The 24,723-nt window shown below is 62.1% G+C and carries 23 protein-coding genes; 11 read left to right on the plus strand and 12 right to left on the minus strand.

The features are described from left to right. Positions 1-82: 82 nt before the first annotated feature. The 4 genes from HHL21_RS16370 to HHL21_RS16385 all read left to right on the plus strand — a co-directional run bounded on the left by HHL21_RS16370 (position 83) and on the right by HHL21_RS16385 (position 6,223). A complete protein-coding gene (locus HHL21_RS16370; RefSeq protein WP_169467770.1) occupies positions 83-2,464 on the plus strand; it encodes a TonB-dependent receptor in 2,382 nt (793 codons plus the stop codon). Between the two features lie 81 nt (positions 2,465-2,545). Then, the gene (locus tag HHL21_RS16375) at positions 2,546-4,234 is read left to right on the plus strand and encodes a bifunctional metallophosphatase/5'-nucleotidase (RefSeq protein ID WP_169467772.1); all 1,689 of its coding nucleotides are present in this window, start codon (positions 2,546-2,548) and stop codon (positions 4,232-4,234) included. 18 nt (positions 4,235-4,252) lie between these two features. Further along, positions 4,253-5,335: a S1/P1 nuclease gene (locus tag HHL21_RS16380; protein WP_169467773.1), complete on the plus strand. Its 1,083-nt coding sequence runs from the start codon at positions 4,253-4,255 to the stop codon at positions 5,333-5,335. A gap of 66 nt (positions 5,336-5,401) precedes the next feature. Next, positions 5,402-6,223 carry a MipA/OmpV family protein gene (locus HHL21_RS16385; protein ID WP_169467775.1) on the plus strand — a complete coding sequence of 274 codons (822 nt, stop codon included), beginning with the start codon at positions 5,402-5,404 and terminating at the stop codon, positions 6,221-6,223. A 1-nt stretch (position 6,224) separates the two neighbouring features. Here HHL21_RS16385 and HHL21_RS16390 read toward each other — a convergent pair whose 3' ends face one another. Next, complete coding sequence (locus tag HHL21_RS16390) at positions 6,225-6,647, minus strand: DoxX family protein (RefSeq protein WP_169467777.1); 423 nt, start codon at positions 6,645-6,647, stop codon at positions 6,225-6,227. Positions 6,648-6,727: 80 nt separating this feature from the next. Continuing rightward, on the minus strand, positions 6,728-7,513 hold the full coding sequence (locus HHL21_RS16395) for a dioxygenase family protein (RefSeq protein WP_169467779.1): 786 nt from the start codon (positions 7,511-7,513) through the stop codon (positions 6,728-6,730). Positions 7,514-7,607: 94 nt separating this feature from the next. Between HHL21_RS16395 and HHL21_RS16400 the strand changes: the two genes are divergently transcribed. Beyond that, entirely contained in the window at positions 7,608-8,498 is an 891-nt protein-coding gene (locus tag HHL21_RS16400) for a LysR family transcriptional regulator (RefSeq protein WP_169467781.1), read from the plus strand. On the opposite strand, the gene HHL21_RS16405 is transcribed toward HHL21_RS16400, so the two are convergent. The 5 genes from HHL21_RS16405 to HHL21_RS16425 all read right to left on the minus strand — a co-directional run bounded on the left by HHL21_RS16405 (position 8,495) and on the right by HHL21_RS16425 (position 13,976). Further along, positions 8,495-9,166 carry a hypothetical protein gene (locus HHL21_RS16405; RefSeq protein WP_169467783.1) on the minus strand — a complete coding sequence of 224 codons (672 nt, stop codon included), beginning with the start codon at positions 9,164-9,166 and terminating at the stop codon, positions 8,495-8,497. The genes HHL21_RS16400 and HHL21_RS16405 overlap by 4 nt on opposite strands. A gap of 126 nt (positions 9,167-9,292) precedes the next feature. Beyond that, positions 9,293-10,261, minus strand: a complete 969-nt coding sequence (locus HHL21_RS16410; protein ID WP_169467785.1) for an ABC transporter permease — start codon at positions 10,259-10,261, stop codon at positions 9,293-9,295. Between the two features lie 4 nt (positions 10,262-10,265). After that, entirely contained in the window at positions 10,266-11,366 is a 1,101-nt protein-coding gene (locus HHL21_RS16415; RefSeq protein ID WP_169467787.1) for an ABC transporter permease, read from the minus strand. Further along, positions 11,363-12,892 (minus strand): ABC transporter ATP-binding protein, encoded by a 1,530-nt coding sequence (locus HHL21_RS16420; RefSeq protein WP_169467789.1) that lies wholly within the window; start codon positions 12,890-12,892, stop codon positions 11,363-11,365. The genes HHL21_RS16415 and HHL21_RS16420 overlap by 4 nt, the downstream gene beginning before the upstream one ends. A gap of 88 nt (positions 12,893-12,980) precedes the next feature. Further along, complete coding sequence (locus HHL21_RS16425; protein ID WP_169467791.1) at positions 12,981-13,976, minus strand: BMP family lipoprotein; 996 nt, start codon at positions 13,974-13,976, stop codon at positions 12,981-12,983. A gap of 692 nt (positions 13,977-14,668) precedes the next feature. Here HHL21_RS16425 and HHL21_RS16430 point away from each other — a divergent pair. From HHL21_RS16430 to HHL21_RS16455, 6 genes are all read left to right on the plus strand, one after another. Beyond that, positions 14,669-16,966 carry a TonB-dependent receptor gene (locus HHL21_RS16430; protein ID WP_169467793.1) on the plus strand — a complete coding sequence of 766 codons (2,298 nt, stop codon included), beginning with the start codon at positions 14,669-14,671 and terminating at the stop codon, positions 16,964-16,966. Between the two features lie 138 nt (positions 16,967-17,104). Next, positions 17,105-17,518, plus strand: coding sequence for a hypothetical protein (locus HHL21_RS16435; protein WP_169467795.1), 414 nt, complete (start codon positions 17,105-17,107; stop codon positions 17,516-17,518). 127 nt (positions 17,519-17,645) lie between these two features. Beyond that, on the plus strand, positions 17,646-18,338 hold the full coding sequence (locus tag HHL21_RS16440) for a DUF969 domain-containing protein (protein WP_169467797.1): 693 nt from the start codon (positions 17,646-17,648) through the stop codon (positions 18,336-18,338). Next, positions 18,335-19,291, plus strand: coding sequence for a DUF979 domain-containing protein (locus HHL21_RS16445; RefSeq protein WP_169467798.1), 957 nt, complete (start codon positions 18,335-18,337; stop codon positions 19,289-19,291). The genes HHL21_RS16440 and HHL21_RS16445 overlap by 4 nt, the downstream gene beginning before the upstream one ends. 13 nt (positions 19,292-19,304) lie before the next feature. Further along, positions 19,305-19,949 (plus strand): pyroglutamyl-peptidase I, encoded by a 645-nt coding sequence (gene pcp / locus HHL21_RS16450; protein WP_169467800.1) that lies wholly within the window; start codon positions 19,305-19,307, stop codon positions 19,947-19,949. Positions 19,950-20,037: 88 nt separating this feature from the next. Next, the gene (locus HHL21_RS16455) at positions 20,038-20,217 is read left to right on the plus strand and encodes a hypothetical protein (RefSeq protein WP_169467802.1); all 180 of its coding nucleotides are present in this window, start codon (positions 20,038-20,040) and stop codon (positions 20,215-20,217) included. Positions 20,218-20,229: 12 nt separating this feature from the next. Here the strand turns inward: HHL21_RS16455 and HHL21_RS16460 are convergent, their stop codons facing one another. The 5 genes from HHL21_RS16460 to HHL21_RS16480 form a co-directional block, all read right to left on the minus strand. Then, positions 20,230-21,396, minus strand: coding sequence for an alpha/beta fold hydrolase (locus HHL21_RS16460; RefSeq protein WP_229496488.1), 1,167 nt, complete (start codon positions 21,394-21,396; stop codon positions 20,230-20,232). A gap of 405 nt (positions 21,397-21,801) precedes the next feature. Next, positions 21,802-22,617, minus strand: a complete 816-nt coding sequence (locus HHL21_RS22055; RefSeq protein WP_169467807.1) for a helix-turn-helix domain-containing protein — start codon at positions 22,615-22,617, stop codon at positions 21,802-21,804. A gap of 250 nt (positions 22,618-22,867) precedes the next feature. Next, positions 22,868-23,143 (minus strand): alpha/beta hydrolase, encoded by a 276-nt coding sequence (locus HHL21_RS21775; protein ID WP_229496490.1) that lies wholly within the window; start codon positions 23,141-23,143, stop codon positions 22,868-22,870. 91 nt (positions 23,144-23,234) lie between these two features. Beyond that, on the minus strand, positions 23,235-23,789 hold the full coding sequence (locus HHL21_RS16475) for a GNAT family N-acetyltransferase (protein ID WP_169467809.1): 555 nt from the start codon (positions 23,787-23,789) through the stop codon (positions 23,235-23,237). A gap of 30 nt (positions 23,790-23,819) precedes the next feature. Next, positions 23,820-24,722 (minus strand): LysR family transcriptional regulator, encoded by a 903-nt coding sequence (locus HHL21_RS16480; protein ID WP_169467810.1) that lies wholly within the window; start codon positions 24,720-24,722, stop codon positions 23,820-23,822. Position 24,723 lies beyond the last annotated feature (1 nt).

Below are 24,723 nucleotides of genomic sequence, written 5' to 3' on the forward strand. Positions count from 1 at the left end.
CTCTGGGCGCCGCCCTACCTTTCGCCGCAGGCGTTTCGCTTGCAGCAGCAGTATTTACAATAACACTCTAGGGAGTTTTTTAATGCAATCTGCTTTGAACCCAAATCCGACATTGCGCCTGAGCCTGTTGGCTGTGGCATGCCAGCTGGCTTGCCTGAGCCTGTCGGCAAATGCGCAAACGGCCCCGGCGGCGACGGACGTACCGAAAGTGAATGAAGTCATCATCACCGGCAAGAAAATCGGTATGGGCCTGATGGTTGCAGAGGATGCTCCTAAAGCACGTTCGACGATTACCGCGGAAGAGCTGGAAAAACAGCGCCCGACCGGTAACGCCTATGAAGCCCTGGAAATGATGCCAGCGGTTAACAGCTTCAACCACGACTCGACCGGCCTGTTCGGTGGCGGCCTGACCCTGCGCGGCTTCAACAGCGACCAAATCGGCGCGACCATCAACGGCGTACCAGTCAACGACTCGGGCAGCTTCTCGGTATTCCCGCAAGAATACGTCGACCAGGAAAACACCTGCAGCCAGTTCGTGACCCAGGGTTCGACCGACGTCGACTCCCCGCAAGTTGGCGCTACCGGCGGTAACTTCGGCATCATCACCTGCAACCCGGAAAACACCCAGCGCTTCCGCGTGATGCAGACCCTCGGTCAGCTCAACAGCTACAAGACCTTCCTGCGCTACGACACCGGCCGTCTGGCCGATGGCCGTTCGAAGGCGTTCATCTCCGTGTCGCGCGCTGAAGCCGACAAGTGGAAGGGCCAGGGCGGCGCCAAGCGCGACCACATCGACGCTGGCTTCAACTACGACTGGGATCGTTTCAACTACGTCCACGCCACCCTGCTGTGGAACGATGCACTGAACAACAACATCGGCAGCTGGAGCCTGAGCGACCTGAACAAGTTCGGCTACTACCACGAATTCGCGCGCGACTTCACCCCAGGCCACCTGACGCCAGTGAAGGGCACCGCACAGAAGGAAACCGGCCCATCGCCACAGTACTACAAGCTGTCGACCAACCCGTTCAAGAACGGCATCGCTTCGGCTGAAGCCAAGTTCCGCCTGGCCGACAACCTCGACCTGAAAGTGCTGCCTTACTACTGGTACGGCTTCGGCAACGGCGGCGTCCAGCAGAAGCTGCTGTCGGAAACCGGCTTCCTGAACCCGGCCACCGGCAAGATCGGCGCAGCAGCGGACATCAATGGCGACGGCGATACGCTCGACACCATCATCGTCGCCAACGCCAGCGTCACCCACACCCAGCGTCCTGGCATCACCTCGTCGCTGACCTACTCGGTCGGCAACCACACGATCCTGGGCGGCTTCTGGTTCGAGCGCGCCAAGCACGACCAGACCGGTACCGCAGTGCGCGTGCGCGACGACGGCACCCCGGTCGACTACTTCCTGCAAGACGGCGAGATCCTGCGTCCGGACGGCGTGGCTTACCAGTCGCGTAACTGGAGGACGATCTCCACCGCGTATCAGGCATTCCTGCAAGATACCGTCACGATGATGGACGACCGCCTGACCGTGAATTTCGGCGTGCGCACCCCGCACATCAAGCGCGACTTCACCAACATCGCCAACGAAGGCACCAACTCGGGCGTTACCTACCAGATCAAGAAGACTTACAACGACGTGCTGCCGCAGCTGGGCGCCCGCTTCAAGCTGACCGCTGACGACCAGCTGTACGCTTCGATCGCCAAGAACATGAAGGCGCCGCCGAACTTCGTGTTCGCGACCACCGGTTCGAACGTCAAGGTGACCAATGGCGTAGCCGCCCTGGTTGGCGACGTGAAGGAAGAGACTTCGTACAACCTCGACGTCGGTATCCGTCACCAGACCAACAAGTGGATCGGTTCGTTCAACGTCTACTCGATCAACTTCCGTGACCGCCAGGCCACCGCGTTCGATCCGAACACCCTGACCAGCACCCTGACCAACGTCGGCAAGGTCAAGAACAACGGTTTCGAAATCGAAGCAGGCAACACCCCGTTCCACGGCTGGTCGTTCTACGGTTCTTACGGTTACAGCAAGAGCGAAGTTGAAAACGACCTGCGCGTAAGCGCAACCGCGTTCCTGCCGACCGCTGGCAAGGAAATGCCACTGACCCCACGCCACAAGGCTGGCCTGTCGGCTGAGTACCAGCAAGGCGCGTTCTGGATTCGCGGCAAGGCGAAAGCCACCGGCAAGCAGCAGGCTACCCTGACCAACGACGAAGTCGTTCCAGGCTACACCGTGTTCGGCATCGACGGCGGCTACACCTTCGCTAACTTCGGCATCTTCAAGCGTCCGAAGCTGAACGTCAACGTCAGCAACATCACGAGCAAGCAGTACCGCAACCCGTCGTCGCAGAGTGTGACCAATGCTGTTGCCTACCCAGGCGCATCGGCACGCACTGTGTTCTACTACCTCGGCGCGCCACGCTTCGCTTCGGTCACGCTGTCGGTCGACATCTAAGCCGCACGATGATGTGACATAATTCGACAGGCCCTTCGGGGCCTGTTTTTACTTGTGCATAGCAAAAGGTATTGACACCCCATGCGTATTTTCCCGCCCGGCCGCAGCGCGATCCTGCTGGCTACCATCCTGCTGGCCAGTGGCTGCGCCACGCGCCCGCAAGCGCCGCTTGAACTGAACGTGGTCGCGCTGAACGACTTCCACGGCCACCTCGAAGGCGGCAAATTCAATTACAAGATCAACGGGCAGCAGGCGACCGTCCAGGCTGGCGGCATCGATGCCATCGGCGCCGCGCTGCAGGCCTGGCGCGCTGAAGACAAGGACCTGATGTTCGTCGGTGCCGGCGACCTGGTTGGCGCCAGCCCGGCGATGTCGTCGATGTGGGCTGATGAAGCGAGCTTGACCGCGCTGTCGATGCTGGGCATGAACGCCAGCTCGGCGGGCAACCACGAGTTCGACCAGGGCCGCACGGAGCTGCTGCGCCAGCAGCATGGCGGCTGCGAGTCGCACCGCGCCGACAAGGCCTGCAAGCTCGATCCGGACTACCGCGGCGCCTCGTTTACCTACCTGGCCGCGAACGTGATCGATACGGCCACCGGCAAGACACTCCTGCCGGCTTATAAAATCGAAGAAGCCAAGGGCGTCAAGGTGGCCTACATCGGCGCCGTGTTGAAGGATACGCCATCGGTGGTGCTGGCGTCGGGCATCGCGGGGCTGTCGTTCCTCGACGAAGCCGACTCGATCAACAAGGCGCTGGCCGAAGTACGCGCCAAGGGCGCGACCGTGTTCGTGGTGCTGATCCACGAAGGCGGCCACACCGATGAAGCCTTCAACGAGCCTGACTGCAAAAATCTCAAGGGCCCGATCGTCAGCATCGCCAAGCGCCTCGACCCGGAACTGAAACTGATCATCAGCGGCCACACGCACCAGGGATTCCAGTGCAAGGTGGACGGTCGCACCATTACACAGGCCGAGATGGGCGGGCACGTCCTGTCGCGCATCAAGCTGGCGGTCGATCCTCAGTCGCGCGCGCTGCGCGGCATCACCGTGCGCAATGTCGTGGTCAAGCCGGGCGAATATCCGGCCGACCCGCGCCTGGCCGGCTACCTGAAGCAGGTCAGGGAGCGCAGCGAGAGCGCACTGGCGCGCCCGGTCGCGCGCCTCGGCGCCAAATCGATTCCGCGCAAGCTCAATGCGGCAGGCGAAGCACCGCTTGGCAACCTGATCGCCGATGCGGTCCTCGAAGCCAGCAAAGACGAGGGCGTGCAGATCGCCTTCATGAACGGCGGCGGCATGCGCAAGGACCTCGAGGCCGGCGACAACCTTGTCACCACCTACGGCCAGGCACAGGTCGTGCTGCCGTTTTCGAACACCATCGTCGTGATGGACATGACCGGTGCGCAGCTGCGCACGGCGCTCGAACAGCAGTGGATCCGCAAGCACGCCGACAGCCAGGCCGCGATGCTGCATCCTTCGCGCGGCTTCGCCTACCGCTGGGACGGCGCCAGGCCGAAAGGGCAGCGCGTGGTGCCGGGCAGCGTCAAGCTGGATGGTGTTGCGCTGGACGAAGCAAAGACCTACCGCGTGGCAGTTAATAATTTCCTGGCCGAAGGCGGCGACGGCTTCACGGCATTCGCGCAAGCGGCCAACAAACGCAACACACAGATGCTCGACCTCGATGCCTTCGTACGCTACCTGTCCGACAACGACCGCGCCGGCAAGCCGGCGGGCAGCAGCGCCGTCGCTGGCCGCGTCGAGACCACAAAATAACTCCTGAAAGAACGAGCAATGAAAAAACTAGTTTGCGTACTCGCGCTGTCCAGCGCCTTTGCGTCGTTTGACGCGCTTGCATGGGGCCATGAGGGCCACCGCGTGGTCGGCTCGATCGCCCAGAAGCTGATCAAGGGCAGCAACGCGGAAAAGCAGGTGCAGGCGCTGCTGCTGCCGGGCGAGACGCTCGAGTCGATCACCAACTGGGCCGATGAAGCCAAGGCCGGCGTGGGCTACCCAGCCGCGACGCCGGAACAGGCTGAATACACGGCAGTCAATCCGAAACACGACGAGTACCACTACGTCAATATCCCGTTCCAGAGCCTGCATTACCACCACGGCCACGTCGGCACCACGGAGCACGACATCGTGCAGACGCTGAGCCAGGCCATCGCCGTCCTGCAGGGCAAGACCGGCCCCGGTGCGAATCCGCACAATTTCACAAGGCGGCAGGCGCTGCTGCTGATCGCCCACATGACCGGCGACATCCACCAGCCGCTGCATGTGGGTGCGGCCTACGTCGGCAAGGACGGCAGCTTCGTCGTGCCGAAGTCGCGTGCGGAAGTCGACGCGGTGAACATCTTCGATTCGCGCGGCGGTAACAACCTGCTGCTCGACGACGACAAGCTGTCGGCGCTGTCGAAGGCACTGATCCCCGGCGAAGACAAGCCACTGCCGGAAGGCGCGAAGAAGTGGACCACGCGTCCGTTCCACTCGTACTGGGACAGTACCTTGGTCAACTACGCGATGCGCCGCATTGCCACAAAAACGCCGGACGAGTTCGCGCAGAAAGTGTTGGGCAACCCTGACAACTTCAGCAACTGCGAAATCTGCCCGGTGCTTCCGATCAATACCGCAACAGACCCGTCCATCTGGCCTTACGAGTGGGCGAACGATTCGCTTGAGGTGGCCAAGCGGGCGTATGATGACGTAAAGCCCGGCAAGATCACTGCGCAGACCAACCGCAAGGGCGAAACGTATTACACCTTCAACCTGGAAACCACGCCGAACTATCCGGTTCCGAGCTCGGCCATTGCCAAAACGCAGCTGATCAAGGGTGGCCACAACCTGGCAGCGGTATTGAAGGCAATTTGGCCGTAAGCAAACGCCGGCTGGCAACTCAGACGGTGGCTTCGGGTCGAATCAGAATCTGAACGGAGGCACCCGATGCTTGACTTCATGCGTGCGTTGTTGTGCGGCGCACTGCTGGCGCTGCCCAGTGCGGCAGCGGCCCAGCAAGACCGTCCTCTGTGGGAAATCGGCGTCGTCGGCGGCGCGGTTTCCACGCCTGCCTATCCCGGCGCCGATGACCGCTCGTCGCGCCTGCTGGTCCTTCCGGCGCCCATCTACCGCGGCAAAATTTTCCGGTCCGATGAATCGGGCATCGGCGCGCGTCTGTTCCGCAGCGACCGCGCCGAATTCGATGTCGGCTTCGCGGCCTCGCTGCCATCCCGGTCCGACGATGTCGATGCGCGCGCGGGCATGCCCGATCTCGGCACGCTGGTCGAATTCGGACCGCGGCTGAAACTGACGCTGTTGCGGCGCGAGTTCAGCCGCCTGCGGCTCGACCTGCCGCTGCGCACCGTCATTGAAGGCAGGGGAGGGCTGCGCAACCAGGGATGGAATTTCGCGCCGCGCCTGGTGTACGAGATGGCCGATAGCGGCACCGGGTGGAACGGCGACCTGCACGTCGGTTTTGTCGCGGCAAACGAAAAGCTGAATAGCTACTTCTACGAGGTGCGGCCTGAGTTCGCGACCGCGCAGCGGCCCGCGTACGATGCGAAAAAGGGGCTGGTGCTGGTGCGCGCAGGCGGCTTCGCTGCCCGCAAGATCAGCCCGGACGTGCGCGTGTTCGGCTATCTCTGGTACGAGAACTACGCGCGCTCGGCCAATGAAGAAAGCCCGCTGTTCAGGAAGAACAGCGGGGCTTCGGCTGGTATCGGATTTATGTGGACGCTGGCGCGCTCATCGCGCCGCGCCAACGACTAGCTTAGTTCCACTTGCCGTTGATGCCGCCGATGCTGTAACGGCCGGCGCCAAGCAATGCCACGGCGATTGCACCGAACAGGAACATGCCTTGCAGTTCAAGCGCCCAGCCGCCCATGTCGTTCATTTTGGCGAGGTCGCCCATGTGGGCGAGGACGATCGCGACGACCATGTTGATCACCATGACGACGGCGGCAGCGCGGGTCCACAGGCCGATCAGCACCAGGATCGGGGCGATCACTTCGCCGACGTACACGCCGTAGGCAAGGATGGCCGGCAGGCCGGCGTTGGTCACCATTCCGGTGATGCCGTCGATGCCGCCGGTAAGCTTGGAGATCCCGTGCAGCAGCACCATGAGGGCGACGGCCGCGCGGATGACGAGTTTGCCGAGGTCGTCGTTGGAGGTGGTGGTTACAGTGGTTTGCATGTCGATTCCTTTTGTTAATTGATTTATTAATAAGAACGGCACCGCGGCATATTCTACCCTTGCCGGGGACGTTAGTGGGTTCATGTGAAAGCGTAGGCGTCCATCGCCAGGATGCCGTACTCGTAGCTGGCGTGGAGACGCGCGGCCCGCGCGTTGTCACCCGCCGCGCCCATCGCGACATAGAGCGGCATCAGGTGCTCGTCGGTCGGGTGATTGCGCTCGGCGTGCGGCGCGCGGGTGCGGTATTCGCGCAGCGCCTGCAGGTCGTTGTCGTCGAGCCGTGCCTTCATCCAGTCGCCGAAGCCGCTGACCCAGTCCGGAGCAGGGACGTCAATCGGCTGGCCGCGGAACTCGTACAAGTTGTGGGTCAGCGAACCGGAACCGATGATTAACACGCCTTGCTCGCGCAGCGACGCCAGTGCGCGGCCGATGCGTTCATGCTCCGCCGGTGAGCCGCCGCGCACGATCGAGATCTGCGCGACCGGGATGTCGGCATCCGGATACATCAGGTGCAGCGGCACCCAGGCGCCGTGGTCGAGGCCACGGGTCGGGCTCTGCGCGACCGCGAGGCCGGCCTGCGTCAGCAGCGATGCGGCGCGCGCGGCTACCTCTGGCGCGCCGGGCGCCGGGTACTGGATCGCAAACAGCGCGGCGGGAAAACCGCCGAAGTCGTGGATGGTTTCCGGCTTGGTCGCCAGGCTGACGGCGGGACCGCCGCGCGACTCCCAGTGCGCCGAGGCGACCAGGATCGCTTTCGGACGCGGCAGCGTCCGGCCCAGCTCGCGCAGGAAGCGGTTGGCGGGACTGTCGACGATGGCGAGCGTCGGCGCGCCGTGGGATACGAATAGTGTCGGTAAGGTGCTCATACAGGCCTCCTTGAAGTCATGCATCCAGTGTATCTGTCTCTATAAATGAGATAAATATGCTTTAATGAGATACTTTGTTCCACATTTAGAGATAATGGATAAGTTCCAGGAAATGCAGGCTTTCGTGGCAGTGGTGGACGCCGGCAGCTTTGTGCGCGCGGCGGAGGCGCTGGGCAGCTCGAAAGCGGCGGTGTCGCGCTATGTCAGCGAACTGGAAGACCGCCTGGGCGTGCGCCTGCTCAACCGCACCACGCGCAGCCTGTCGATGACCGACGACGGCCACGCTTTCTACTACCACTGCACCGAGCTGCTGGCGGCGCTGGAGGAAGCCGAGGGCGACCTGAGTACCCGCAGCGTGGAGGCCAGCGGCCTGCTGCGGGTCAGCGCCCCCGTCACCTTCGGCATCCTGCACCTGGCGCCGTTGTGGGGCGACTTCCTCGAGCGCTATCCGAAGGTCAGGCTGGACGTGTCGTTATCGGACCGGGCGGTCGACCTGGTCGAGGATGGCTTCGACCTCGCGATCCGCATCTCGAGCGTCATGCAGCCGTCGCTGATCGCGCGCCGGCTGGCGACCACGCGGCTGGTGCTGTGCGCGGCGCCTTCGTATCTTGAACGGCGCGGCACCCCGCAGCACGCGCGCGAACTGGCGCAACACGATGTCGTCGCCTACACCTACGGCGCATTCCGCGACGAATGGACCTTTGATGGCCCCGATGGAGAAGTGACGGTCAAGGTCAGCCCGCGCCTGTACGCGAATAACGGCGACACCTGCCGCGCCGCCGCGCTGCGCGGGCAGGGCGTGATTTTGCAGCCGGACTTCCTGGTCGGCGGCGACTTGCGCTCCGGTGAGCTGGTTGAAATCCTGCCGGAATACCGTACCGGTGAACTGGGTGTGTACGCGCTCTACGCGTCGCGCCGCCACCTGCCGCTGAAACTGCGCTACCTGATCGACTTTCTCGCGGAAGCGTTCAGGCCTGCGGCCTAGCCCTTGCAGGCGATGCCGTAAGGCGTGGCTACGCACGAGCGCTTGATGCACTGCCCGGCGTGATAGCCGGCCGCGCGGCACTGGCGCAGCGTCTCGGCCTTTTGGGATTGGCGGATGGCCGCTGGATCAGGCGCAGGCGGCGGCGTACGGCGAGGGACCTTCGCAATAGCGCGTACGCGGCTGCGCTTGGCGGCGACCGGCGCCGGTGAGAAATCCGGAACCGCTGCTTGAAAGTCGATGGCAAGCGGCGGCAGTTCGGATGCCTGCACGGCGATTGGTTCAACGGGGCCGATCGGAGCGCGCGTCACGTACGCGGGGAGCGGCGTGTCGAGCGCGGCTGACGCAACGGACAGTGCCTGGCTGGTCTTGCTGTCGTTGTACACCCATGCCGCGCCGCCTGCGACCAGCACGGCTGCCGCAAGGCCCCCGCTCCACGCTGCTGCGCTGCGTCCCCAGCGTTCGAACCAGGACGCTTCGACGTCGGGATTCGCGATCGCCCAGCACTCAGCCAGCGGATCGGGGTTCAGACTGTGGGCAGGGGGCGGAGGGGATGGCGGCGCAGGTTCCGCAAAGGGAGCCGCCGCAGCGGCCGTGTCGCGGTGACGCCACGATCCCGCATGCCACTTGCCTGCGGTCGCATGTGTATTCTTGGGGGGGATTATCGGCACGGAATGATTTTCGCCGATGTCTTCTAACAGTTGGGTTTTCATGTTTCAGTGCTACGCCCACTTAAACAGTACCCAAAGTCTAGAACAATCCTGCAAGCGGGGGCGCACGGCCCCCGCCTTTCCTGGTCAGCGCGACTTGACGAACGGCTTGCCGATGGCTTTCGGCGCCACCGACTTGGCCATCAGGCCAGCCAGCACGATCACGGTGACAACGTATGGGATCATCTGGATCAGCGAGCCCGGAATGCGGCCGATGCCCGGCAAATCGACGCCTTCGATCTGGATCTGCACGGCGCTGAAGAAGCCGAACATGACGCAGCCGAGGGCCGTGTACACCGGGCGCCAGTTACCGAACACCATTGCTGTCAGCGCCAGGTAGCCCGCGCCTGCCGACATATCGCGCAGGAAGAAGCCGCTCTGCACAATCGCCAGGTAAGCGCCCGAGAACGAGCACAGGATGCCGCACACGAGCATCGCCATGTAGCGGGTGCGCTCGACGCTGATGCCCGCTGCGTCGGCCGCATGCGGGTTCTCGCCGCAGGCGCGCAGGCGCAGGCCGAAGCGGCTGTGGTAAATCACCCAGTGCACCAGCGGGATCAGCGCGAACGCCAGGTACACCAGCGCCGAATGGCCGCCGATCACATGGCCGTAGAACCAGCCGAGGAAGGGCACGTCGGCCAGCGCCGCGGTGCCTGGCAATACGATGTCGAGCAGGCGCGCTTCGCCCAGGTCCGGCGTGCGGCCGCCCTGCTGGTAGAAGAACTGCGCCAGAACGAAGGTCAGGCCGCTCATGGCGATGTTGATCGCGATGCCACCCACCAGCTGGTTGCCCTTTTGCGTGATGCTGACATAACCCTGCAGCAGCGCCAGCGCGGCCGATACGGCGACGCCTGCAGCCACGCCGTACCAGGCGTTCTGCGTGGTGTAAGCGACGGCGGCGGAGACAAAGGCGCTGGCGAGCATCTTGCCCTCGAGCGCGAGGTCGATCACGCCGCTGCGTTCAGCGAACAGGCCGGCCATCGCCGCGAAAATCAGTACCGGCGCATTGCGGATGGTCGATACGACGATGCTGGCTAAGTGGAAGTCTTCGAACATGGCTTTATCCTTTCACCGGCGCCGTCGTGCGCGTCATGTTGATCATCCTGAGGATCGCGGGGCCGTACAGGTTTTCCATCGCGCCGCAGAACAAGATGATCAGGCCCTGGATGAAGATGAAGGTCTCTTGCGGGATGTTCGGTTTCTCCAGCGACAGGTCGAAGCCGCCCTGGATCAGCGCGCCGAACAGCACCGACGACAGGAAGATGCCGACCGGGTGCTGGCGTCCCATCAGCGCAATCGCGATGCCGACAAAGCCCGCGCCTGCCGGGAAGTTCAGCGACAGGTAGTGGGTCGAGCCCATGATCGAATTGACCGCGCCGAGGCCGGCGAGGGCGCCGGAGATCAGCATCGCGACGATGATCATGCGGCTGATCGACACGCCGGCGTAGTGCGCCGCGCTCTGGTTCAGGCCAGTGGCGCGCAGCTTGTAGCCCCACGACGAACGCCACATCATCACGCCGTAGATCGCCAGCGCGATGATCGCGATGATGAAGCTGACGTTAAGCGGGGTGTCGCCCAGCGCCGGGAACCACTGGCCCAGGCGCGGCATTTCGCCGGCGGCGGAAAACACGCGGCTGGCCGGATTCTGCTGGCCTTCAGGGATCAGGTATTTGACGATGATGAAGTTCATCAGGCTGGCGGCGATGAAGTTGAACATGATCGTCGTGACCACCACATGGCTTCCGCGTTTGGCCTGAAGGTAGCCGGGCAGGAACGCCCAGCCGGCGCCGAACACCGCCGCGCCCAGCATCGCGGCCGGGATCAGCAGGAAGGCAGGGAGGGTCTGGTCGAGGGTGAGCATGACGACGGTCAGCCCGAGGCCGCCGAGGTACAGCTGGCCTTCGCTGCCGATGTTGAACAGGCCTGCCTTCATCGCGATCGACACCGACAGGCCGGTGAAGATGAAGGTGCTGGCGTAGAACAGCGTGTAGGCCAGGCCTTCCGGATTGAGCACCGCGCTGTCGATCAGGATCGCCAGCGATTCGGTCGGGCTTTCGCCCAGCAGGTGGATCACCAGCGCGGCGACCAGCAGCGCGGATACCAGGTTCAGGACGGGCAGGACGAAACCTGTGGCCCAGCGTGGGAGTTCAGTGATTTTCATGATTTATGCATTCCGCCCATCAGCAGGCCGAGGCGGGTGGTGTCGAATTCTTCAATCTTAAGTTCGCCGGTGATGCGTCCGCCCGACATGACGATGATGCGGTCGGCCAGCGCCCGCACTTCTTCCAGTTCCACCGACACCAGCAGGATGGCGACGCCTTCGTCGCGCATCTTCAGCAATTGGGTGTGGATGCTTTCGATGGTGCCGATGTCGACGCCGCGGGTCGGCTGGCCGACCAGCATCAGCTTCGGCTTGGCCGACACTTCGCGCGCGATCACCACCTTCTGCTGGTTGCCGCCCGAGAGCAGGCCGATGCGCAGTTCAGGGTCGGAAGGGCGCACGTCGAAAGCCTTGAGCAGGCCGGCGCAGCGCGCCGCGATCGCCTCGAAGTCGAACAGGCCGGCGCGGTTCGTGACGCGGTCCTGGTAGCCGAACACGGTGTTCTGCATGACCGAAAAGTCTTTGATCACGCCGTCGCGCAGGCGGTCTTCCGGAATGTGGGCGATGCCCAGGTCGCGGAACACCTTCGGCAGGCCGTCGGCGTCGCCGCGCTTTGCGTAGGGCAGGTCGCTGCCGAGGAATTCAACGTTGCCGGACGTCGGCAGGCGCATTCCCGACAAAATCTGCAGCAGTTCGCTTTGGCCGTTGCCCGAGACGCCCGCGATTGCGACGATTTCGCCGGCGCGCAAGGTGAAGTCGATGTCGGCCAGCAGGCGCACGCCCTGCTTGTCGGTCAGCTGCAGGCTCTTGACCGTCATGACCGGCGCGCCAGGGTTGTAAGGGGCGCGCGGCAGTTCGCTCTGGATCGGGCGGCCGACCATCATGTTGGCCAGTTCTTCCTTCGAGGTGGTGGCGGTAGCCACAGTGCCGATCACGCGGCCGGCGCGCATCACCGTCACCTGGTCGGTGATTTCCATGATCTCGCCGAGCTTGTGGGTGATCAGGATGATGGTCTTGCCCTGTTCCTTGAACAGCCGCAGGATCTCGAACAGCGACGCGGTTTCCTGCGCCGTCAGCACCGCGGTCGGTTCGTCGAGGATCAGGATCTCGGCGCTGCGGTAGATCTGCTTGAGGATCTCGACGCGCTGCTGCGCGCCGACCGACAGGTCTTCGATTTTCGCCAGCGGGTCGACGTCGAGGCGGTAGCGCGCGCAGATCTCGCGCAGCTTCGCCTCGGTCTCGCTGCGCTTGGCAGCCAGCTTGAATCCGCCTTCGGTGCCGAGCATGACGTTATCGAGGACGGTGAAATTCTCGACCAGCATGAAGTGCTGGTGCACCATGCCGATGCCCAGTTCGATCGCTTCGTGGCTGGTGCGGATATTGCGCTCGTGGCCGTCGATCAGCGTCTCACCGCTGTCGGCGTTGTAGTAGCCGTACAGGATGCTCATCAAAGTGGACTTGCCCGCGCCGTTTTCCCCAATCACGCCATGGATCGAGCCCTTGGCGATGGAGAAGCTGACGCCGGCGTTCGCCTGCACGGCCCCGAAGGCCTTGCTGATATTGCGAAATTCTACGGCTGGCTGCATAGAGGTCAGTGGTAAGTGGTGGTGATATATTCAAAAGCGCGCCGGGCCGGATAACCGGCGCGGCGCGCTTTTTTAACGCGGGTGAAAATCAGACCGGGCAGCTGCCCGCTACGCGGTAGTCGACTACCTTGATCTTGCCGTTGATGATGTTGGTCTTTACTTCATTGACCTTCTTCTCGATCGCCGGCGTGACAACCGCGCGGTTGTCCTTGTCCACTACCCAGTCGACGCCGCCTTCTTTCAGGCCGCGGTGCGAGACGCCTGCCTTCCAGGTGCCGTTCTGCATCTGCTTGAACGAGTCGTAGATCGCCAGGTCGACGCGCTTGACCATCGAGGTCAGCATGCTGCCCGGGTGGAGGTAGTTCTGGTTGGAGTCGACGCCGATACCCAGCTTGCCTTTTTCCTTGGCCATCTGCAGCGTGCCCATGCCGCTGCCGCCGGCGACCGCGAATACCACGTCGACGCCGCGGTCGAACTGCGCACGCGCCAGCTCGCCGCCCTTGGCTGGATCGTTCCATGCAGCGGCGGTGGTGCCGACCATGTTCTGCATCGTTTCGATCTTCGGGTTGACCGCTTTGGCGCCCTGGTTGTAGCCGCAGGCGAAAGCGCGGATCAACGGGATGTCCATGCCGCCGACAAAGCCGATCTTCTTGGATTTCGACGCCATCGCTGCCGCGACGCCGACGAGGTAGGAGCCTTCTTCTTCCTTGAACAGGATCGAGCTGACGTTGTTACCCTTGGCGACCGCATCGATCAGCACGAAGCGCACGTTCGGGAATTCCTGCGCGACCTTCTGCACGGCCTGCGTTTGCGAGAAGCCCACCGCTGCGATCAGGTCGAGCTTTTTGCGGGCCAGGCCGCGCATGACTTGCTCGGCCTGGGTGTCGCTGCTGGCCTGGACTTCGATGTATTTAATGCCGGTCTCTTTTTTGAAACGCTCTGCGCCTTCGAACGCGGACTGGTTGAACGACTTGTCGAACTTGCCGCCCGCATCGTAGACGATGCCCAGCTTCGGCGTGGCAGCGGAAGCGCCGGCGGTCACGCAGAGTACGGCCATCGTCATGCTGAGGTGCTTAAATTTCATATAAGTGAACTCCTGGAATTTCGATATTGTACCCGGCGCTACTGCTGCGTTGGGACGAAGACTGCGTAAGCTTAAACGGACTAGGCAAGCAAGGCCAGCAAATTGGCGCCAGCCGGATCGAATTGTGACAGTCAGGCGCCCACGGCTGGGTTACCAATTGTATCGAGCGTAACCGTCGCATGACGGCGGCTTCGGGGCGCCGTAGCCCCGTTCTGTTCTATTGTCTCGAAGCAGTTCTTTTGGGCAATATCAATCCAGCAAAAAGTAGGTATTGTCGTAATGACGCAACAGACATTGTTGCTTGTGACTACTAGAGTATTCCCTCAGTTTTTGCAAAATCGCAACATCCTGCTGGTCCGCCACGCCACCTGCCTGGCATCGCACCGAAAACCATAGAAACCCTTAGCCGGCGCGGGTTGTGCGCGCGCGAACAGCTGAGTTTCGGAACTATGCATCATGGTTTATATGTATGGCAAATATGTTTTTGCTTTGTCATTTATATCGATGAAGTATAAATGAAAAGATATTTACACCACTTTTGGACGTGCTAGCATCGATTTTTCTTTGCTTATTAAAAAGAAAAACCCCGTTGGTGCGGCTAGAATCACGCCGAAATTTGTGCGCTGCATAAGCGCTTGCCGGGAAGATGCCGGTGCCGTCGAGATTGATTATTTCAAAAAGGGAACTCCACAATGCATAACAAGAGCAAGCAATCGAGCACAGCCGCACGTTCGCTGATCGCCCTGGCCATCGCCAGCGCCTTCCCGCTGCACGCTGCAATGGCGCAGGAAGCCACCGCAGCCACCGAGAAAGCCCAGCCGGGCCAGCTCGAGACCGTGATCGTGACGGCGCAGCGCCGTTCCGAGAATATCAAGGACGTGCCGATGGCGATCACCACCCTGAAGGGTGAAAAACTCGACGTGCTGACCTCCGGCGGCCAGGACATCCGCTTCCTGTCGGGCCGTTCGCCAAGCCTGACCATCGAATCCGACTACGGCCGCTCGTTCCCGCGCTTCTACATCCGCGGCCAGGGCAACACCGATTTCGACCTGAACGCATCGCAGCCGGTCGGCCTGGTGGTCGACGACATCGTGCAGGAAAGCCCGATGCTGAAAGGCTTCCCTGTGTTCGACGTGGACCAGGTTGAAGTGCTGCGCGGCCCGCAGGGCACGCTGTTCGGCCGTAACTCGCCCGCTGGCGTGATCAAGTTCGACTCGGCCAAGCCAGTCATCGGCAAGACCGAAGGCTACGCAACGCTCGGCTTCGGCAACGAAAGCGCCGTCAATGCCGAAGGCGCGGTCAACCTGCCGATCAGCGACACGATGGCCGCGCGCATCTCGGTGCAGTCGCAGAACCGCGACGACCGCGTTCACAATCCGCGTCCAAATGCAAAGACCAAAGACTTCGAAGGCTACGGCGACCACGCCGCGCGCCTGCAGTTGCTGGTCAAGCCGACGCGCGACTTCAGCGCCCTGTTCAACGTGCATGCGCGCGACATGAAGGGCAGCGCCACGCTGTTCCGCGCGAACATCATGAAGAAGGGTACGAACGACCTCGTGGATGGTTTCGACTACGACACCTACGAGACCGACGGCGGCAACGAGCAGACCCTGAAGACCAAAGGCGCCAGCATGCGCCTGCGCTGGGACATGGAAGGCATCACCCTGCACTCGATCACCGGTTACGAGACCGCGGACTTCTTCAGCCGCGGCGACGTTGACGGCGGCTTCGGCGCTGTGTATGCCCCGCCGATGGGCCCGAACTATCCAGGCCAGCCTGCCTACATCCCGTTCACGGTCGAAACGGCTGACGTGCTGCCGGAGCACAAGCAGTTCACCCAGGAGTTCCGGGTCGAATCGAACAACAAGGGACCGCTCCAGTGGATCGGTGGCCTGTTCTACTTTAGCGAAGACATCCAGATCGACAGTATCGAATTCGCGACGCTGGCACCGGGAAATCCGCAAGGTCCGAACTTTGCGACCCAGACCCAGGACACGAAATCGTGGGCGGCCTTCGGTTCGCTGAATTACACGGTATCGGACAAGCTGAAACTGCGCGGCGGCCTGCGCTACACCAGCGACAAGAAGGACTTCTCGGCGAAACGCGTTGAGGCGACCACCTCCGGCCCCTTCCTCATCAACAATTCGTCGAACAACGTGAGTTGGGACCTGTCGGGTACTTATGCGCTGACCCCGAACACCAACCTGTTCGGCCGCATCGCGACCGGCTACCGTGCACCGAGCATGGTGGGCCGCCTGATCTTCCTGAGCAGCGTGCCGTCGTTTGCCGATGCGGAAAAGGCGCTGTCGTATGAAGCCGGCATCAAGCAAGATTTGTTCAACAATCGCGCGCGCCTGTCGGCCAGCGTATTCCAGTACCGCGTCAAGGACAAGCAGCTCACCGCGACCTCGGGCACGATCAACCTGAACCAGCTGATCAATGCTGACAAGGCCACCGGCCAGGGCGTGGAACTGGACTTCCAGGCCAACCTGTCCGAGTCGTTGCGCATGACGCTTGGCGGCAGCTATAACGACACCGAGATCAAGGACGCCAGCCTGTACGTCCAGACCTGCGGCAACCAGCCGAATACCAATAACCTGAACGGCTGCACCCCGACCGGCGTGCCTGGTCCCTTCGCCTACACCCAGCGCCTGAACGGCAACCCGCTGCCGCGTGCGCCGAAGTGGCAAGGTAACGTCACGCTGCGTTACAGCACCCCGATCGGCAATGGCGAGCTCTATGCTTACACCGACTGGGCGTACCGCAGCACGTACAACATGTTCCTGTACGAAGCGAAGGAATACAAGGCCAAGTCGCTGGTGGAAGGCGGCCTGCGTGTCGGCTACAAGTGGGATAACTACGAAGTGGCGGCATTCGCACGCAACATCACCGACAAGTTGCAGACCGTCGGCGCGATCGACTTCAACAACCTGACCGGCATGGTCAACGAACCGCGCACCCTCGGCGTTCAGATGAAGGCATCGTTCTAAGCGATAGCAGTTCCTTAAAAAGCCCGCGGACCTTTCGGTGCGCGGGCTTTTTTACGCCCGCCGTAAAGGCATCGTGCTTACCACGTAGGGCGGGTAAGCGTTAAACCTGGTCCCAGTCGACATGATTATGCTAGAGCCATGACCATTAAAAAATTCCCAGAAGATGGCAAGGACGGCGCACCGAGGAATCCGGTTGCGGACGGAGGAGGACCTCCCTATGATGGAGAGATGGAAGCCCGGATCGCAAAGCTGGCGGAGTTCTTTGTCGAGGCAGGCACGGAGCTGCGTGCAATCGACGTTCGACTTGGCAAGATCGAAATGCGCCTCGATGTCACCGCCACCAGGGCCGACATCCAGGAAAGTGCGAACGCAACAATAAAGTGGGTTGTGGCGACTGCCGCATTGCTGGGCGTCGCAGCGATCACCGTGATGACGTTCGTCCTGAATAATGCAATCCCAAAGGCAAGCGCGGCCGCGCCAGCGCCCGTTGTCATCGCCGTCCCGGTCCAACCAGGCGCGCAAGCTGCGCCGACGGCATTGCCGGCAAAATAGGCCTTCTCTTGTTTCACACTCTAACCCGCCCCGAAGCGGGTTTTTTTATATTTAGGAACAGCAACGAGTCGATGGCTGCTGCTCGATGGTAATATCTTCGCCGCCCCTTTCCCGCAGTGGAGAATCAATGCAATCAGCAGTCAACTTGTGGCCCCTGGCCGGCGTGGCAGTCATCGTGCTTGGTTTCGTCCTGCGCGCGCACCCGGTACTGGTGGTGGTAGCCGCTTGCGGCGTTACCGGCGTCGCCGCCGCGATGCCGGTCGAAACCATCCTCGCTTCCATCGGCACCGCCTTCATCAAAACCCGCAACCTGCCGCTGATCCTGTTGCTGCCTTTGGCTGCCATCGGCCTGCTCGAACGCTTCGGCCTCAAAGAACACGCGCAGGCCTCGATCGCCAAAATCCGCTCCGCGACCGCCGGCCGCTTGCTGATCTTTTACCTGTTCGTGCGCGAACTGACCGCTGCCGGCGGACTGACCAGCCTTGGCGGACACGCGTCAATGGTGCGGCCGCTGGTTGCGCCGATGGCTGAAGCGGCCGCCGAACTGCAGAACGCCTCGCTGCCTGAGAAAATGCGCTACCAGATCCGCGCGATGGCTGCGGCGACCGACAACGTCGGGCTGTTCTTCGGCGAGGACATATTCGTGGCTTTCGGCGCGATCGTGCTGATGCAGACCATCCTCAACGCCGAAGGCATCGCAGTCAATCCGCTGCACATGGCGCTGTGGGGCATACCGACGGCGATTACGGCGTTCATCATCCATGCATGGCGTCTCGGCCGCCTTGACGGCCAGATCCGCCGCGCGGGAGCAGCGCAATGATCATCCTGCTCGACTACTTCTACCTCGTGCTGGGCGCGATGCTGACGATCGCCGCCTTCATGACGCTGCGCGACAAGCACAACCCGAAGCGCTTCACCACCGCGCTGTTCTGGGGCCTGTACGCCGTCGTGTACCTGGCCGGCGAACGCATTCCGCCGGTGGCCGCAGGCGCCATCATGGTGCTGATGGCCCTGATCGCCGGCTTCGGCGGCATCGCGCTGGGCAAGTATGGCTTCCTGCCCGAAGGCGAACGCCGCGCCAGTGCAAAGCGCCTTGGTAACCGCCTGTTCATCCCCGCGCTGATCATCCCCATCGTGACGATGCTCGGCTCGACGCTGCTCAAGGACGTGACCATCAACGGCATGCTGCTGTTCGAGCAAAAGCACCTGACGCTGGTGGCGCTTGGCTGCGCATCGCTGCTGGCAGTGGCCGCAGCGTGCTGGCTGACCCGCGCGACGCCAGTGCAGGGCATGCGCGAATGGCGCCGCCTGGTCGACTCGATTGGCTGGGCGCTGGTCCTGCCGCACATGCTGGCGGTGCTCGGGCTGCTGTTCTCCGAGGCGGGCGTGGGCAAGGCAGTGGCGCATATCGCCACCTCGTACGTCGCGATGGATTCGCGGTTTATCGCCGTCGCGGTGTACTGCATCGGGATGGCGCTGTTCACTATCGTAATGGGAAATGGTTTCGCGGCCTTCCCTGTCATGGCGGGTGGCGTCGGCATTCCGATCCTGATCGGGGTGTATGACGCCAATCCCGCAGTGATGGCGGCCATCGGGATGTTCAGCGCATATTGCGGAACCCTGATGACGCCAATGGCCGCCAACTTCAACATCGTTCCGGCCGTACTGCTTGAACTGCCCGACAAGAACGCGGTGATCAAGGCGCAGATCCCGACGGCGCTGCCCCTGCTGGGTGCGAACATCCTGCTGCTGTATTTTTTGATGAACATGTAACGAGGCGATTGCCATGACCAAGACAGTGCTGCTGACCGGCTTCGAGCCATTCAACAAGGAGACCATCAACCCCGCATGGGAAGCCGTGCGCGCGCTGGCCGGTTGGGAAGGGGAGGGCTTTGTCGTCGAAGTGCTCCAGCTGCCTTGTGTATTCGGCCACGCGCAGGAAGTGCTGAAGGACGCGATCGCATCGCTGCAGCCGGACGTGGTGATCGCCGTCGGCCAGGCTGGCGGCAGGGTGGACATGTCGGTCGAACGAGTCGCGATAAACGTCGACGACGCGCCGATTCCGGATAACGCGAAAAAACAGCTGGTCGACAAGCCGATTGTGGCGGATGGTCCCGCTGCCTATTTCTCGACGCTGCCGATCAAGGCTATCGTGCGTGCCTTGCGTGATGCGGGACTGCCGGCGTCGGTGTCGCAGACCGCCGGCACCTTCGTATGCAACCACGTGTTCTACGGATTGATGCACCACACCGAAGGATCAGGCATCAAGGCTGGCTTCATCCACATTCCTTACCTGCCGCAGCAGGCAGCTGCGCATCCAGGCGCTGCGAGCATGTCGCTGGCCGAAGTCGTAAGAGGGTTGAAGATTGCGGTCGATGCGGCACTGGCGCCGGCGGTCGATATCAGCGAAGTCGGCGGCGCCACACATTAAGGGACGCCAGTCGCGCACGATTCGGCGTGGTCAAGAAGTGATTCCAAGTTTTCCCATATCTCGATAAACGCCGTCCAAAGGGCATCTAATGAAACGTCCACACCTGACCGCCGCCGTGTGTTTTGCTATTGCGGCTTTCCTTTACGTTGTCGGCATGTCGAGGGATTTTTTCGCAGGCTTCATCCTGTTGGCTCTCTTCGTTGAGGTGATCGCGTGGAAAAATGTCATCAAGGCTGCGCGGGAAAAACGCGCGGCTTCGGGCCACTAGCCTCTACGATCCCTACTGTGCGAGCGCCTGTTTGGCCTTGGCCAAATTGCTGCGGTAGCCACCGAGCACGCGCTTACTCTTACCCTGCTTCTCCGCGATCGCAATCGCATTCTCGAACTGCGCCTTGGCTTCCGCCGCTTTCTTCGCGCCGAGCAGTACCTCGCCATAACTGTCCTGCGCATTATCCGATTGCTCGTGGGTCAGCGCATTCGCCTTGAGCACCAGTTCAGCCACCTGCGGTTGCTCGCGTTTGCCCAACAACTCGTACCCGATCCGATTGATATCGGCTTCACTGAATTTGCTGGCGCTGATCGCCTCCGCCACCACTTTGCCCGCGTCGGCTTCCCGTCCGGCCTTCAGCAATTCCGGAACTCGATCCAATTGGCTGAAGAGCGTGGCGCGCGCCTGCGCGTACAGCCGGCGCTTTTCCTGATCGCTGGCGAGTGAGATGACCTGCTCGATGGCGGCGATGACGAGCTGGGGCTGCTCAAGTTGGATGTTGTGCCCAGCGTTTGCCGTCACCGTGTGGACGCCTGTACTGAACTGGCGGAAGAAGTGCTCGTGTAGGCTGCGCCACGCTTTCATGCCCTCCGGGGAGTTAAGGAAGAATTCGGGATTCTCGTGCTTCATCGACGAGGTAAGGACGGCGACCGGAACATCGGGAAGCGCGCCGGCAGTCGTCAGCCTGCCGCTGTCGAAAATAGCCTGCACATGCTTTAACTCCGCCTTGAACTTCGGCGGCGTATAGCTCTCGCTCATCTTGATGTCCTGCGCCGTCTTTGCCGGATCGATCTTGCGCAGTTCGACCTCGATGCGTTCGTCGCTGGCATCGACGAAGACCATGCCCGCCACCTGGGCCGGGTGCTTCGCCGCGAAGTCGCGGATCAGGAAGCCGCCGTACGAATGCCCGACCAGGATGAAGGGCGGGCGCAGCTGTGCGGCGACGATCATCTGTTCGAGGTCCGTCGTATTGGCCGATACGGTACGCTCGCCCGCGCGAGCCTGCGACTTTCCGTGTCCGGCGCGCGAGTAGGCGACCACTTGCGCCGACTTGGCAACCGCAGGGGCGACGTTGCGCCACACGGTCAGGTCCGATGCGAAGCCGGATTCGAAAATGACGGTATACGGGCCTGCGCCCATCCGAACCATATTGACCTGGTGTCCCGCGACGCTGATCATGTCGGCCGGTTCGTTCGCATGGACGGCAGGGGACGTGGACAGGGCGGCGGCGATAACGGCGGCGCTGAACAGGCGCTTGAGGGGGATGCTCAACATGGACTCCTTCGTGGGCGGGACGTGGTCGATTCCGGATTGTAGGAGGAGCGATGCTTTTCCACTACTGTCAGAAGTGACAGCGCCGGATGGTCCGCTCTCGCCGCGTCAATTGATAGATGTAGTGTGACCATCTGCTCACCGGCGCGACTGACCGGTGATCCTCGTCGGCGAGGACGATGTATCCACCATCAGGCCGTAATGCCGCTTAGTTAAGCCCGTCATTACCGCACAGGCGGGAATCGGCATCAAATTCGGATGTGGCCCGGCTGAATGCTGAGCCTGCCCGTCATCGCCGGTTTGCAGCGAAGGTCAAGGCCGGCGGCGCCTGCCTCCGAATTCGCGTGCGTAGGCCGCGGGCGTCACCCCGACATGCAAGCGGAAGCGCCGAGTGAAATAGCTTTGATCGGCATAACCGACCAGCATCGCGACCTGGGCAAGCGGAATGCCGCCTACCCGTATCAGTGCCTGGGCGCGCGCCATGCGCGCCCGTTCCAGAAATGTCATGGCGCTGACACCTGCACTCTGGCGGAACATGCGCGCAAAGTGAAACCGGCTGACATTTGCCAATGATGCCAGGGTGTCGAGGGTGATATGTTGTTCCAGATTTTCCTGGATATAGTCTTTCACGCGTTGTACGGCGCGTGTGTGCATGTCGACCGGCACCGGCTGGACCGGCAAGCCTTGACTGTTGAAGCGGCATACTATGTGGCAGGCTAGAGCGCTGGACAGCGCTTGAGTGATGTAGGTCTGCGCCGGATGGGGCGGTGCTCGCAGCTCATCCAAAAACAAAGTAATGATGCGTTCGACGAAAACATCCTTCCGGCCAAAGCAATTCGGCAGTTCAATCGCAGCCGGGGGCGCCTTTAGTGCGGACTCGGCCGCATCAAGCAACAGTGTGGGAGGAATACGTACGATCGCGACCGCGCCTGGCTTATCCCATGACCATTTCGACTCCATCCCACGCGGATCGAGCGTCACGTTGCCAGGCATCGCTATCGAGGGGTGGGTCTTGCCATCTCGGGCCTGCATCAGACGCACTGTTCCTGATATGCGCAAGGCGACGACATCATGATCGAGGGCAGGGGAACTTGCGTAGCCATCGCTTTTCCAGTCGTGCCAGTCCACCACAACACCGTGCCAGTCACGATAGAGCAGACAGTTGTTAGAGCAGACAAGTTGTTAGCGCAACATTGCCGTCAGGAACTGCATTGTCCGGCTGATCGAGAGCCATGAAGCTGTCGCTCATGCGGCGGCTTGTCTCGGATGTCCGCTTCGATCACGTACAGTTCACCGATTCGACATAACGCTTCGGTCGTCAGTGCCGATGGCTGGCTGCGATCATGTGCGCCCACAACCTGCGGCCGGCCCTGGCGCACTACTGCGACGGCATGATCTCTTCGACACCGTGCATGCCGGTTCCGAGCCGCCTGGCGATGCTGCGGATCAGTGGGAACGCGTAGTCGGCGTCGGTGACGCATACGACGGGATAGCGCCTGGTCGATTTTTCGTACGATGGGGGCAGGCTCACGAACAGCTGATAGTCCCGATTGAGGCGGATGGCCCGGACATCGACTACCTCGGTGCTTTTCATGAGGTAAGGCGTTTTGTCGGCAGCGTGTGCGGAATTGGTCAGGCCGACGAGGCTAAACATCAGGGCTGCGATTAACGAAGAATTCCAGGTTGCTCCGACAGTTTGGATGTTCGCACCTTAGCTGTCTTGGCAGAGCCTGTCAAAAGGCCAGTCAGGCCGTCCGGGCTTTCCAGTCCCGCCTCAGCAAGCCATACAGCGCGGAGTCGCAGACTTCTCCGCCGACGATCCAGCGCTCGCGCAGCAGGCCCTCGCAGACAAAGCCTAAACGTTCGAGGCACCCTCGTGACGCCGCGTTGCGCGGGTCGATATCGGCTTCGAGGCGATTCAGGTCGAGGTCATCGAAGCAGTGCGCCAGTAAGGCGCTGAGCGCTTCATTCATGTAACCCTTACCCCAGTGCTGCCGTTGCAGTGCGTAGCCGATTTCGGCGCGGCGGTTCTGCCGGTGCAGCGCGAACAGGGTGCAGTTACCGATCAGGTGCTGGGTTTCGTTCAATACGATCGCGAAGCGGACGTAGTCGCCGCGTTCGAATGCGGCTGCGTCGTCATCGACCTGGCGCGTGGCGCGCTCAGGATCGGTCCACGGCGGTTCGCTGAAGTAGCGCATCACCTCCGCATCCGAATGCAGGGCGAATAACGCGTCCTCGTCGCCCCTGCACGGCGGGCGCAGGGTGAGGCGTGTTGTAGAAATGGTCTTAGAACTGGCCATGGCTGTAATGTTAGATCGGCTGCTGGTGGGCTAAGGCGGTGTGGGATTCAGGATATTCAGGAATGCGCGTATGACCGGTGCGTCATCCTGCGTCGTGTATGCAATGTACAGGTTTGCCGACGGCGGATTGGTTTTGATGGGCAGGAAGCGTACGCCCGGCCAGCCGATCCTGCCGGTCGTCTCGGGCATCAGCGCGACGCCAAGGCCGACGCCGACCATCGCCAGCAAGGTCTGCGGCTCGTTCGCTTCCTGGAAAATCGTCGGCTGGAAGCCCGCGTTGACGCAGCACTGGATCAGGTAGCGCGGGAAGGCCGACTTGTCGAGGGCCAGGGTCAGCATTGGCTCGTTGGCCAGGTCCGTCAGCTCGATGTGCGGACGCGTGGCCAGCGGGTGGTGCTCGTTCACCGCCACGCACACGTTCTCGCGGAAGCACAGCTCCTGGCGCAGGTTGTCGTTCCTTAGCTCGTCGTCGTTCATCTTCGGCTCGCGCCAGAATCCAACGTCGATCTGCTTGGCGCGCAGCGCTTCATATTGGACGGTCGGGCCCAGCTCGTGCAGCGTCCACGTCACGCGCGGGAATTTGGTCTGGAATTCTTCCAGCAGGCTCGGGATCGGGCCCCACATCGCGGACCCCACGATGCCGACCCGCAGCCGGCCGACTTCACCACGGTCGATCTGGCGGATCGTGTCGATCGTCATCCGCATCTTGGCCAGCATGTCGGACGCTTCGCCCATCAGCGCCTTGCCCGCCACCGTCAGCTCAAAGGTGCGGGTGGTGCGGGCGAACAGCTTCACGCCAAGTTCGCTCTCCAGCTTCATGATCTGCTGCGACAGCGGAGGCTGCGAGATGTGCAGGCGTTCAGCCGCACGGCTGAAGCTTTTTTCTTCAGCGACGGCGAGGAAGTACTTCAGCTGCTTGAGGTCGATCGACATT

The sequence above is a fragment of the Massilia polaris genome (assembly GCF_012927275.1).
GTDB classification, from domain to species: Bacteria; Pseudomonadota; Gammaproteobacteria; order Burkholderiales; family Burkholderiaceae_D; genus Telluria_A; species Telluria_A polaris.

Excerpts from the sequence above, each read along its gene's own strand:
- pcp (WP_169467800.1), top strand. The coding sequence starts at position 19,305 with ATGACCAAGACAGTGCTGCTGACCGGCTTCGAGCCATTCAACAAGGAG.
- HHL21_RS16425 (WP_169467791.1), bottom strand. The coding sequence starts at position 13,976 with ATGAAATTTAAGCACCTCAGCATGACGATGGCCGTACTCTGCGTGACC.
- HHL21_RS16455 (WP_169467802.1), top strand. The coding sequence starts at position 20,038 with ATGAAACGTCCACACCTGACCGCCGCCGTGTGTTTTGCTATTGCGGCT.
- HHL21_RS16385 (WP_169467775.1), top strand. The coding sequence starts at position 5,402 with ATGCTTGACTTCATGCGTGCGTTGTTGTGCGGCGCACTGCTGGCGCTG.
- HHL21_RS16375 (WP_169467772.1), top strand. The coding sequence starts at position 2,546 with ATGCGTATTTTCCCGCCCGGCCGCAGCGCGATCCTGCTGGCTACCATC.
- HHL21_RS16390 (WP_169467777.1), bottom strand. The coding sequence starts at position 6,647 with ATGCAAACCACTGTAACCACCACCTCCAACGACGACCTCGGCAAACTC.
- HHL21_RS16410 (WP_169467785.1), bottom strand. The coding sequence starts at position 10,261 with ATGTTCGAAGACTTCCACTTAGCCAGCATCGTCGTATCGACCATCCGC.
- HHL21_RS16380 (WP_169467773.1), top strand. The coding sequence starts at position 4,253 with ATGAAAAAACTAGTTTGCGTACTCGCGCTGTCCAGCGCCTTTGCGTCG.
- HHL21_RS16435 (WP_169467795.1), top strand. The coding sequence starts at position 17,105 with ATGACCATTAAAAAATTCCCAGAAGATGGCAAGGACGGCGCACCGAGG.
- HHL21_RS16475 (WP_169467809.1), bottom strand. The coding sequence starts at position 23,789 with ATGGCCAGTTCTAAGACCATTTCTACAACACGCCTCACCCTGCGCCCG.
- HHL21_RS16430 (WP_169467793.1), top strand. The coding sequence starts at position 14,669 with ATGCATAACAAGAGCAAGCAATCGAGCACAGCCGCACGTTCGCTGATC.
- HHL21_RS16440 (WP_169467797.1), top strand. The coding sequence starts at position 17,646 with ATGCAATCAGCAGTCAACTTGTGGCCCCTGGCCGGCGTGGCAGTCATC.
- HHL21_RS16370 (WP_169467770.1), top strand. The coding sequence starts at position 83 with ATGCAATCTGCTTTGAACCCAAATCCGACATTGCGCCTGAGCCTGTTG.
- HHL21_RS16480 (WP_169467810.1), bottom strand. The coding sequence starts at position 24,722 with ATGTCGATCGACCTCAAGCAGCTGAAGTACTTCCTCGCCGTCGCTGAA.
- HHL21_RS16420 (WP_169467789.1), bottom strand. The coding sequence starts at position 12,892 with ATGCAGCCAGCCGTAGAATTTCGCAATATCAGCAAGGCCTTCGGGGCC.
- HHL21_RS16445 (WP_169467798.1), top strand. The coding sequence starts at position 18,335 with ATGATCATCCTGCTCGACTACTTCTACCTCGTGCTGGGCGCGATGCTG.
- HHL21_RS16415 (WP_169467787.1), bottom strand. The coding sequence starts at position 11,366 with ATGAAAATCACTGAACTCCCACGCTGGGCCACAGGTTTCGTCCTGCCC.
- HHL21_RS16395 (WP_169467779.1), bottom strand. The coding sequence starts at position 7,513 with ATGAGCACCTTACCGACACTATTCGTATCCCACGGCGCGCCGACGCTC.
- HHL21_RS21775 (WP_229496490.1), bottom strand. The coding sequence starts at position 23,143 with ATGTTTAGCCTCGTCGGCCTGACCAATTCCGCACACGCTGCCGACAAA.
- HHL21_RS16460 (WP_229496488.1), bottom strand. The coding sequence starts at position 21,396 with ATGATCAGCGTCGCGGGACACCAGGTCAATATGGTTCGGATGGGCGCA.
- HHL21_RS16400 (WP_169467781.1), top strand. The coding sequence starts at position 7,608 with ATGGATAAGTTCCAGGAAATGCAGGCTTTCGTGGCAGTGGTGGACGCC.